The sequence below is a fragment of the Acinetobacter sp. FY683 genome, from assembly GCF_059515885.1.
Genome location: NZ_JCAKNA010000047.1, coordinates 1 through 11,447, shown reverse-complemented (window position 1 = coordinate 11,447; position 11,447 = coordinate 1). Strand labels below are relative to the sequence as shown.

Sequence of the window (11,447 nt, the reverse complement as noted above, 5' to 3'; positions counted from 1 at the left end):
ATAACCAAATAGAAATGTCCTATACAGACACTTCCAAGTCAAGCACAGGATTCAGATTTCGTTCTTTGATTACTTTTTTCTGTGCACGTCTGCTTGGCATCTTTTGAGAACGATTACGTTTGTTTTGTTGTTCTAATTCTTCGTGCTGTTGTTGAATATGGGCTAGTACAGAACCTAAACGTTTATTTTCAACAATCTCTCGCTGGTTAAGCTGACTTAATTTATCGAAGATGCTGTAATTGATTTTTCTTCCCTGATATTCAATTGCAACTGTACCATCCGGGTATTCCAGAAACTCAAGATATTTACCGATTAGCCTCTGATTTTCTTCTGTATTCTCCAAGAGATACAAGCATTTATCATAAGTAATCGTCAGACTATTTGAGACCCTTCGAGGTTCACGCCAGGTAAAAATATCATCTAATTCTTCAGCTGTTTCAGTGACAGTCCGGTGTAGATCCTTAGGATTAAAGGCCATCTTGGCAAATTTACGATTAAATTGCTCAATAAAGCAGGGCAACCACTTATTGGCATCTGCAATCGAACTGATACCTTCCAGACGCACCTCTTTGATCAGACGGTCCTGAAGGGTTCTATTGGCACGTTCTACGCGACCTTTGGCCTGGGGTGAGTTAGCGAAGATGATATCGATATTGAGGGTACTGAGTACGCGTCCAAACTGGGTAATCTTGGTGTCTTTCTTGCTGCTTTGATTCACCCTAAAAACTGAATGTTTGTCGCTGTAAAATGCCAATGGCTTACCATGCTGTTCAACATACAAACGTGTCGAAATCATATAGTCAAAGGTTGATTCTGACTCACAGAAGCGTAAATGCTGTAATTTGCCTGTGGCATCATCGATAAACACCAGCAGACAGCATTTAGCAACACGTCCTTCGAACCAGTCATGGTGTGAGCCATCAATTTGGATCAATTCACCATAGCAATCCCGGTTATAACGAGGCTGATATGGGCGTTTCAGGCGCTTGAAGCGAGGAATCCATAAATCGGCTGCAATCATCCAGGAACGCAGAGTTTCTACTGAAAGATCGAATCCATGCACGGTGGTGAGCTTTTCATGCGCTAAAGTGGGTCCGAAACCATAAAGTTGATCCGAAACAATATTGAGGCACTTGAGTTTGAGTTCTTCAGGAAGCCTGGAGTTACTGATTTGACCACGACCGGCATGGGCTAATGCAACTGGACCTTGAGCTTTGTATTTCTGCAGTAAGCGCCTGATCTGACGTTCTGAAATATGGAGTAGCTGAGCAGCTTGGGATTGAGTTATGCGTTGATCACAGATCTCTTGCAAGACCGACAATCGTTTAAGTTCTTTATCCGACATAGACACCAACATATCAAACCGTCCGCTAAGGAAATTGCAAAAGTGCATATTCTAAAAGCGGACATTTTTACTTTGGAGAAACCGGACATTTCTATTTTGGGCTTACACTCTCGTTTCGTATAATCCGTATTATGTTAATTTTAGGGAAATTAAAGAAAAAACTTTTTTCCACTTATACTTATAACTGGCTTTGTTGCAAAAATATGTAAGCAACTGATTTAGTTAAGTTTTATTTTAGGTTGAAGAATAATCAAATTATTTTAAATCATATAGTTATGAAACCTTTATGCAACAAAGCCATTATAACTAGAAAAAAAAATTTCAAAAAAAGCACACAAAACAATCAAATAACGTTTAAATACAAACTGATAAAAACTCAACACATCAGGTAAAAGAAGCCCCTATGGATCATATCTATAAAACTATTCCTAATAGAAAAATAGGAAAAATTAATATGTTTTACGAAAATCACTCTAATCAAAGTACTCAGAAACATAAAATATCTCTAGAAAATAAGTCTCTTATTGCAGCACTTTTTCTCAATAAGCATGTTTTAGCCACTGCAATTAGTCTTACACTGACACAAATAGTTCAAGCCGAAATTACTCCTACTATTACAACATCTGATGTGGTCGTAATTAGTGGTGAAGATGGTACTGGTGGAATTTCGGGTGAAGATGGTACTGGTGGAATTTCGGGTGAAGATGGTACTGGTGAAGATGGTGAGAATGGTCGGAATTCTAGTGACGGTAAAGAAGGTAAAAATGGCGGAATTGGCGGAATAGGTATTAGCGGGAATGATTTTACTTTGATTAACGATGAAATAATACAAGGAGGAAATGGAGGAATTGGCGGAGATGGCGGAAGAGGTGGATTTGGGGGAATGGCTGGAGATGGCGGCTCCGCTTCTACTGGCGGAAATGGCGGAATTGGCGGAATTGGCGGAAATGGCGGAAATGGCGGAATTGGCGGAATTGGCGGAAATGGCGGAAATGGCGGAAGAGGTGGATTTGGTATTAGCGGGAATGATTTTACTTTGATTAACGATGAAATAATACAAGGAGGAAATGGCGGAAATGGTGGAAATGGAGGATCCGCTTCTACTGGAGGAAATGGCGGAAATGGCGGAAATGGTTATGATGACGGAAGTGGTAACATTATTGGAATTGGCGGAAATGGTGGAATTGGCGGAATAGGGGGTGACGGTGGAGATGGAGGAAATGGCGGAATAGGGGGGGATGCTATTCACGGCAGTAATTTAATAATAACTAATAATGACACAATACAAGGAGGGAATGGAGGAAATGGCGGAGATGGAGGAAATGGCGGAGATGGCGGAAGAGGTGGATTTGGGGGAAATGGCTGGAATGGGGGTATTCCTGGAAATGGAAGAAATGGCGGAATAGGGGGTGACGGTGGAGATGGAGGAAATGGCGGAATAGGGGGGGATGCTATTCACGGCAGTAATTTAATAATAACTAATAATGGCATAATACAAGGAGGGAATGGTGGAATTGGCGGAATAGGTGGATTTGGCGGAAGAGAAGGCCTAAATAATAGTGTTGAGATGGATGATGGAGAACAGATTGGAAGTAAAGGTAAAACAGGATTTGATGGTACTAGAGGGGCTGCAATCCGTACAATAGGTGGTAAGAACTTACTTACGCTTGAGAATGGTTCATCCATTACTGGAGATATTATTCTAGAATCAGCAGTAGCCAATACACTTGAAATCATTAGCAAAGTAGAAACAGAAATTAATGGCAATTTAATTTCAAATGATAATACTGATGTGAGTATTTCAGGAAAAAATACAAAAATTAATGGCAATGCTACATTTAAATCTAATACTAGTCTGACCTTTAAGAACAATTGCACTAGTTGTGTTGGGCAAACACTGACAGTCAATAATTGGATTAGAGAAGGTACTAACGGACACATTACTTTTAATACAGTATTTGGAGGAGATAATAGCCCAACTGACAAATTGGTCATTTTAGGAACTGCATCAGGAACAACTGAGCTTAGATTTAATAACGTTGGTGGAACAAGTGCACAAACAGTGAATGGTATTAATGTCATTCAAACAGGAAGATCTGAATCAGATCAAACTTTTTATTTAGCCAATGGGGCTATTTCCGTTGGTGCATATGATTATCTTCTACACCTAAATAAACAAGAAATAACTTCTAGTGGTTCCTTTGATAACTGGTATTTAAAAAGCCAATTGAATAGCAATCCATCTAATCCACCTACAGGCCCAGTTTATACACCTAATGTGGGTGAGTATCTTGCTGTAGAAACCATGGGAAATACCTTATTCACTTCTCGTTTAGAAGATCGTGAAGGTGCTAGTCAATATCAAAATCTAGAGAATAATAAAGATGTAGGGAATGTTTGGGTTCGTGCATATGGTAATCATAACAAATTTGAAACCATGAAAAGCCAGCTAAAAACGACAGGTAATAGCTTAGTGACTCAAATTGGCGCTGGATTAGTGACTTTAGGTGAAGAAGATCAATTCAACCTAGGTGCGATGACTGGTTTTGCTTACTACAATGGTAAAACACGTTCAAACCTCACAGATCGTGAATCTAAAACAAAAATCAATGGTTATAGCTTAGGTCTATATGGGACTTGGTATGCACACCCTGTAGAAAAGCGTGGTGCTTATATTGATAGTTGGGTGCTTTGGAACAAGTTCAACAATAAAATTGATACACCAGATCAAAATCAACATAAATACGATTCATCGGGTGTAACAGCCTCTATCGAAGCAGGTGGTGACTTTCTATTAAATAAAAATGGTAAAAAAGACTGGTGGATTCAACCACAAGTTCAACTCATTTACCAAGGTGTGCATGCTGACGATTTCAAAGATGCTCAAAGTGTTGCTATCAACCATGGCAAAGACAATATACAAGCACGCATGGGTGTTAAAACTTATTTAGATATTCCAACCAATGGAAATAAATTAACAAACTACCGTCCATATGTTGCAGTTAACTTTATTCATAACACCAACCCATACTCTGTTGTGATTGATAATATTCGTTATGAAAATGAAGGATCTGCAAATCTAGGTGAACTTAAACTTGGTGTAGAAGGTCAAGTAACTAAAAACAGTCAAGTTTGGTTAAATGCATCATACATTGCAGGTAGCCATTCTAACCAAGCCTACCAAGGTAACATTGGTTGGAAATATAATTTCTAATCACTGTACCAAATAAAAAAATAAGACCTCATATGAGGTCTTATTTTTATGATTTAACATAAAATCTCTTATACGAAATTCGGTTGTTAGAACCTAATCATCCTATCAATTAAGAAAGACATTCGGTTTTATAACAACTCATTGGACTGTACTAAAGAATTTTATGTCATCAAGTAATATGAAAAAGACCAAAATAAATTGTCATTAAGTAATATCAATATAAAATGCTGTAAAAGTAGATTGTCATTAAGCAATATTAATTTGAATAATAAAGCATCAAAACAGCTAAAAATAAGGTGTTTTGATGCTTTTAACCCCTTTTAAATTGGCGGAGCCAATCACCAAAGGCTTTGCCTTTGGTTGGACTTAATCACTACGATTTGTCATCGAGTAATTAAGTGATTCCTAGGTAACACATTTTACCTTCATTTTATGATTCTTTAGAAAAGTAGCCTGGAGATTAAATCTACAAAAAATGATATTTGTGCGGAAAGCATAAAAGTCTAGCTTTGATTAAAAAGAAGTAAAAAACACCATCTTCTTTAAAAACGATGTTTTATTAAACACAGATGGTTTTTTCGTAAATAAGAGTTCCGTAAATTAAGCGTCAGCAGATCGCAATATCTAATTTCGGAACTGATATTCAGCAAATAAATAAATCCCCATAAAACGCTCTCATTGCCGATTTAAGGCTTTTTATTCTAAAAACAGTAAAAGCTACATAAAAATATGTAAACAAGGCTAAAAACGCAAAATATGAGGTTTCACAGTATTTATCAGCGAGTGTCTACGAGTGATCCAACCAAAAATCGCGCCTAGGCTTCCTGAAAAACATGTTTTAAAAAATGAAAACTTTAGGGAATAGAAAATTAGATGATGGTTGTTGCTTTTAGCCCGAGCGAAGCGAGCATACAAAACTTTATGAGCGTAGCGAATTCATTCTTTCTTTTGTTTTTAAATAATTCATATTGAGATTAACCCCAAATTGCCCCTTCGAACTGAGCGAAAGCGAAGTTCAATAGAGTTTGAGCGTAGCGAAAACATAGGGCAATTTTTCAAATGTTTCCTTTTTTATTATTTTTAAATCTTTTAAATGTTTTAGGCAGCTTGAAAGCCTTATATAGCAATGGTTTTAGCCATTAACTATGACGGATTGACTACTAACTATGACGGATTGACTACTAACTATGACGGATTGACTACTTAACTATGACGGATTGACTACTAACTATGACAAGTATATAGTTGTCATAGTTTCTAATAAAAATGGATTTACTTTGAATAAGAATCAAGTTGTAAAATCAAATCAAATTATCGAAGCGTCATATCAATTAAGTGCAGTAGAGCAACGAATTATACTTGCGGCTATTTCCCTTATCCCCAAAAACCAACCAATTACAGATGACACTCTGTATCCAGTAAGTGTTGCCGAATTACAAAAACTAGGTTCCCATGAAAAAACAGCTTATAGAGATTTAAAAGAAGGAATTAATCGTTTATATGAACGATCTATTAATCTTCAAACAGATGATAAGTCTATAAAAATACGATGGGTACAAGAAATTCAGTTTTTAGACACGCAAAGTGTTATTGGTATTCGCTTTTCTAAACCGATTCTACCTTTCATATCTAATCTAAGCCGTGAATTTACTAAATATGCTCTCTCTGATATTGCAGGGATTAACAGTGGATATGGAATTCGTATATATGAACTATTAATACAGTATAAGACTATTGGAAGACGTGATATCTCTATCGAAAGTTTACGCTCAATGCTTGAATTAGGAAAAAAATATCCCTTATTTGGAGACTTTAAAAAACGTGTAATTGATACAGCTGTAGATCAAATTAATGAATACAGTCCATTACAAGTGACATATGAACAGAAAAAGACAGGACGCAAAGTAACTCACATTCATTTTTCCTTTAAAGAAAAACCAAAAGCTCCCCTTACTACAAAAACAACTCCAAACAAATTTTATAAATTTACGGATGCTCAAATTAATATGTTCGGTAATCAACTATCACGTTTACATGAACTATCTTATTTAGCAGAAACAGGCAAAAGTTATGATGACCTAGCGATAAAAATCAAAGATATGTTGAGAGATCCTATAGAACAAAAACAGCTCATACCTCATTTGCAAAATCTAGGCTTTAAGCCTTGAGTGTATTAATAAATACACTTATTGTATTTATTAATACGTATCTAAAATACAGTGCAATACACCATGAAAACAAATACAAAATACAGTGTTAGTGATGCTGCAACACTCTATAAAAAATCGCGTGCCACAATTTATAAAGACATAAAAAATGGAACTTTAAGTCGTGATCATGATGGTTCAATAGACTTCTCTGAACTATTAAGAGTCTATGGCGAACCCTATACGGGGAAAAACACAAAACGTATTAATACATCTCAAATACAAGAATCAAATACAGTTGAATACAGTGAAAATACAGTTGTAGAACTCAAAAATCAGATCGATTTTTTAAAAAAACAATTAGAAAAGGCAGAAGATAGAGAAACTAAAGCTAATTCTCGTATTGACACACTCTTAACTTTAATCGAAATGAAACCATCGAAAGTAACTACAGATAAATCACCTGAATTAGATACCTCAACAAATGTAGACATTACTAATGTCTCAAAAAACAAGTCAAACTATGACGGATTGACTACTTCTGTAAAAACAGAAACAACGTTAGAAAAAGAAAATAAACGTATTCCAGTCCCAGAGCATATAGAACCTGAGCCTAAAAAAAGAGGGTTCTTAAGTCGCTTCTTCTTACCAAATGGATAGGCAAAAAAAAACCACACTCTTGGGGCGAAATGTGGTTTAAAACAACACAATTGTAAAAAGTGGAGACTTCATTATTAAAATATATTGCCTGTTTTTAATTTAGCAATCTGTATATTTTTTGTACAAAAATTAAATCATTTATTCCAAAATCATTTTGAATCTACAAGTGTTCTGGCAATTAAAACTAAATAATCCCGTGGAACATTGATCAAGAAGTAGGCGTGGAACGTGAAAAATCCATTAAAAAGCCCACTCAATGGGGAATGGGCTTTTGAATTGTTATTAAAGCATTGATTTAGAAAGAATAAAAATAAGCATTTCGTATAAGGTGTATTATGTTAATTTTAGAGAAACTTAAATTACTTTTTGAGAATTAGGCTGTTATGGGAACTGTAAAACTCAAATCTTCTGATGAAATTTTTCAACTAAAAATTAGTCTTCTGGGCAGTGAACCTGAAATTTGGAGAACTATTCAAATTTCATCTAATGCTACGTTATCTCGACTTCATAAAGCTATTCAATCTGCTTTTGATTGGGAAGATAGCCATTTGCATGAGTTCACTACTATTAAGCATGAAAAGATTAATAAAAGACAAAAATTGAAAGATGTTTTACGTGTAGGTAAAAAAATTATATATACATATGATTTTGGCGATTGTTGGGAACACTTGATTACTGTAGAGAGTAGGCAATCTCCTGATTTAAATAAAAAATATCCATGTTGCATAGATGGTCAAAATCATGCTCCATTTGAAGATATTGGAGGAATTTTTGGATATCTTGATATTTTAGATGCATTACAAGATCCAAAACATCCAAGATATGACGATTACATTCAAATTATCGAGGATGAAATAGGAGAAATAGAGTTTGATCCAACCTACTTTAATTTACAGGATATTAAGTTTTAAACCTTATTTAACATAATGGGCATTATACGAAATGCACAAATTGAAACATATAAAAATCAAAAACTTATGATATAAATTATTTGCTCGATGATGTTCAAAAGCCGACTTGGAAACAAGTCGGCTTTTTTATGAGCGGTTTTGATACTTCTTGCCAAGAAAATCGATTAGTAAATAATCAAAGTGATAATACAAAGCATAATCCCATATGTTTTATATGCCTTTTTTGTACAGAAATAATCCCCAATTTCTGCGGATAAATCTTGGGATAAAATTTAAGCAAATTTGTATGTCTTTACTCACATTCATCTAAGTACTTGAAACAAAAAAAAGCCCAACATTCTGTTGAGCTTTTTTTATATTTAAGTATTAAATCACACTTGGATGTGCATCTAAGATACGGATAAGCGTTGCTGCTGGCCCAGTTGGATAGCGACGACCTTGTTCCCAATTTTGTAGCGTTCTTGCACTGATATGAAGACGTGCTGCAAACTCGACTTGGCTTAACCCTGTCTTTTCACGTACTTCTTTAATATTGGGTAGTTCAAGCTCTATCACTCGGCTTGCTTGGATCTCTTTACGTTTAATTGAACCTGCTTCTTTAATTGAAGAAACGAGGCTATCAAATAGGTTGTTATCCATGAAATTGCTCCTTCACGAGTTGACGCAGAATCGTTGTCTCCTTATCAGTCAATGTGTCTTTTACTGATTTAGGATAAGCGATGAGAAAAAAGATCTGGTCATCCTCTGTAACCCAATAATAGATCACACGGATACCACCACTTTTCCCCTTATTTCCTTGGGCACATCGCACTTTACGAATGCCACCACCATTTTTTATCAAGTCACCTTTATCAGGCTGAACCAATAAATCTTGTTGAAGCTGACGATATTCTTCATCAGTTACAAGATCTTTGATTTGCTTGGTAAAAATGCTAGTTTCTATAAATAACATGTATCAATATACGTCAATGGCGTATATTGATTTTACCACCCTTAATATAAAAAAACGAGAGCTAAAAGCTCTCTGTTATTCCCAAGTAGAAATGTCCTACCTAATAACCAAATAGAAATGTCCTATACAGACACTTCCAAGTCAAGCACAGGATTCAGATTTCGTTCTTTGATTACTTTTTTCTGTGCACGTCTGCTTGGCATCTTTTGAGAACGATTACGTTTGTTTTGTTGTTCTAATTCTTCGTGCTGTTGTTGAATATGGGCTAGTACAGAACCTAAACGTTTATTTTCAACAATCTCTCGCTGGTTAAGCTGACTTAATTTATCGAAGATGCTGTAATTGATTTTTCTTCCCTGATATTCAATTGCAACTGTACCATCCGGGTATTCCAGAAACTCAAGATATTTACCGATTAGCCTCTGATTTTCTTCTGTATTCTCCAAGAGATACAAGCATTTATCATAAGTAATCGTCAGACTATTTGAGACCCTTCGAGGTTCACGCCAGGTAAAAATATCATCTAATTCTTCAGCTGTTTCAGTGACAGTCCGGTGTAGATCCTTAGGATTAAAGGCCATCTTGGCAAATTTACGATTAAATTGCTCAATAAAGCAGGGCAACCACTTATTGGCATCTGCAATCGAACTGATACCTTCCAGACGCACCTCTTTGATCAGACGGTCCTGAAGGGTTCTATTGGCACGTTCTACGCGACCTTTGGCCTGGGGTGAGTTAGCGAAGATGATATCGATATTGAGGGTACTGAGTACGCGTCCAAACTGGGTAATCTTGGTGTCTTTCTTGCTGCTTTGATTCACCCTAAAAACTGAATGTTTGTCGCTGTAAAATGCCAATGGCTTACCATGCTGTTCAACATACAAACGTGTCGAAATCATATAGTCAAAGGTTGATTCTGACTCACAGAAGCGTAAATGCTGTAATTTGCCTGTGGCATCATCGATAAACACCAGCAGACAGCATTTAGCAACACGTCCTTCGAACCAGTCATGGTGTGAGCCATCAATTTGGATCAATTCACCATAGCAATCCCGGTTATAACGAGGCTGATATGGGCGTTTCAGGCGCTTGAAGCGAGGAATCCATAAATCGGCTGCAATCATCCAGGAACGCAGAGTTTCTACTGAAAGATCGAATCCATGCACGGTGGTGAGCTTTTCATGCGCTAAAGTGGGTCCGAAACCATAAAGTTGATCCGAAACAATATTGAGGCACTTGAGTTTGAGTTCTTCAGGAAGCCTGGAGTTACTGATTTGACCACGACCGGCATGGGCTAATGCAACTGGACCTTGAGCTTTGTATTTCTGCAGTAAGCGCCTGATCTGACGTTCTGAAATATGGAGTAGCTGAGCAGCTTGGGATTGAGTTATGCGTTGATCACAGATCTCTTGCAAGACCGACAATCGTTTAAGTTCTTTATCCGACATAGACACCAACATATCAAACCGTCCGCTAAGGAAATTGCAAAAGTGCATATTCTAAAAGCGGACATTTTTACTTTGGAGAAACCGGACATTTCTATTTTGGGCTTACACTCTCGTTTCGTATAATCCGTATTATGTTAATTTTAGGGAAATTAAAGAAAAAACTTTTTTCCACTTATACTTATAACTGGCTTTGTTGCAAAAATATGTAAGCAACTGATTTAGTTAAGTTTTATTTTAGGTTGAAGAATAATCAAATTATTTTAAATCATATAGTTATGAAACCTTTATGCAACAAAGCCATTATAACTAGAAAAAAAAATTTCAAAAAAAGCACACAAAACAATCAAATAACGTTTAAATACAAACTGATAAAAACTCAACACATCAGGTAAAAGAAGCCCCTATGGATCATATCTATAAAACTATTCCTAATAGAAAAATAGGAAAAATTAATATGTTTTACGAAAATCACTCTAATCAAAGTACTCAGAAACATAAAATATCTCTAGAAAATAAGTCTCTTATTGCAGCACTTTTTCTCAATAAGCATGTTTTAGCCACTGCAATTAGTCTTACACTGACACAAATAGTTCAAGCCGAAATTACTCCTACTATTACAACATCTGATGTGGTCGTAATTAGTGGTGAAGATGGTACTGGTGGAATTTCGGGTGAAGATGGTACTGGTGGAATTTCGGGTGAAGATGGTACTGGTGAAGATGGTGAGAATGGTCGGAATTCTAGTGACGGTAAAGAAGGTAAAAATGGCG

9 protein-coding genes are annotated in these 11,447 nt (G+C 36.1%); 5 read left to right on the top strand and 4 right to left on the bottom strand.

Features of this window, described 5'->3' with window-relative positions:
* Positions 1-19 precede the first annotated feature (19 nt).
* A complete protein-coding gene (locus AC5YDH_RS14425; RefSeq protein WP_496120481.1) occupies positions 20-1,345 on the bottom strand; it encodes an ISNCY family transposase in 1,326 nt (441 codons plus the stop codon).
* 454 nt (positions 1,346-1,799) lie between these two features.
* Here AC5YDH_RS14425 and AC5YDH_RS14420 point away from each other — a divergent pair, with 454 nt between their 5' ends.
* The 4 genes from AC5YDH_RS14420 (at position 1,800) to AC5YDH_RS14405 (ending at position 8,277) form a co-directional block, all read left to right on the top strand.
* A complete protein-coding gene (locus tag AC5YDH_RS14420; protein WP_496120490.1) occupies positions 1,800-4,559 on the top strand; it encodes an autotransporter outer membrane beta-barrel domain-containing protein in 2,760 nt (919 codons plus the stop codon).
* 1,277 nt (positions 4,560-5,836) lie between these two features.
* Positions 5,837-6,727, top strand: a complete 891-nt coding sequence (repM, locus tag AC5YDH_RS14415) for a replication initiation protein RepM (protein ID WP_496120488.1) — start codon at positions 5,837-5,839, stop codon at positions 6,725-6,727.
* Positions 6,728-6,790: 63 nt separating this feature from the next.
* Positions 6,791-7,366: a plasmid replication DNA-binding protein gene (locus tag AC5YDH_RS14410; RefSeq protein WP_496120486.1), complete on the top strand. Its 576-nt coding sequence runs from the start codon at positions 6,791-6,793 to the stop codon at positions 7,364-7,366.
* Positions 7,367-7,749: 383 nt separating this feature from the next.
* Entirely contained in the window at positions 7,750-8,277 is a 528-nt protein-coding gene (locus AC5YDH_RS14405; protein ID WP_496120484.1) for a plasmid pRiA4b ORF-3 family protein, read from the top strand.
* A gap of 366 nt (positions 8,278-8,643) precedes the next feature.
* Here AC5YDH_RS14405 and nadS read toward each other — a convergent pair whose 3' ends face one another.
* From nadS to AC5YDH_RS14390, 3 genes are all read right to left on the bottom strand, one after another.
* Positions 8,644-8,916: a NadS family protein gene (nadS, locus tag AC5YDH_RS14400; RefSeq protein ID WP_248104266.1), complete on the bottom strand. Its 273-nt coding sequence runs from the start codon at positions 8,914-8,916 to the stop codon at positions 8,644-8,646.
* On the bottom strand, positions 8,909-9,229 hold the full coding sequence (locus AC5YDH_RS14395; RefSeq protein ID WP_248104264.1) for a type II toxin-antitoxin system RelE/ParE family toxin: 321 nt from the start codon (positions 9,227-9,229) through the stop codon (positions 8,909-8,911). The genes nadS and AC5YDH_RS14395 overlap by 8 nt, the downstream gene beginning before the upstream one ends.
* Positions 9,230-9,351: 122 nt before the next feature.
* The gene (locus tag AC5YDH_RS14390; protein WP_496120481.1) at positions 9,352-10,677 is read right to left on the bottom strand and encodes an ISNCY family transposase; all 1,326 of its coding nucleotides are present in this window, start codon (positions 10,675-10,677) and stop codon (positions 9,352-9,354) included.
* 403 nt (positions 10,678-11,080) lie between these two features.
* On the opposite strand from AC5YDH_RS14390, the gene AC5YDH_RS14385 reads away from it, so the two are divergent.
* Positions 11,081-11,447, top strand: a 367-nt coding sequence (locus AC5YDH_RS14385; protein WP_496120479.1) for a hypothetical protein, incomplete at its 3' end; no start/stop codon positions are given.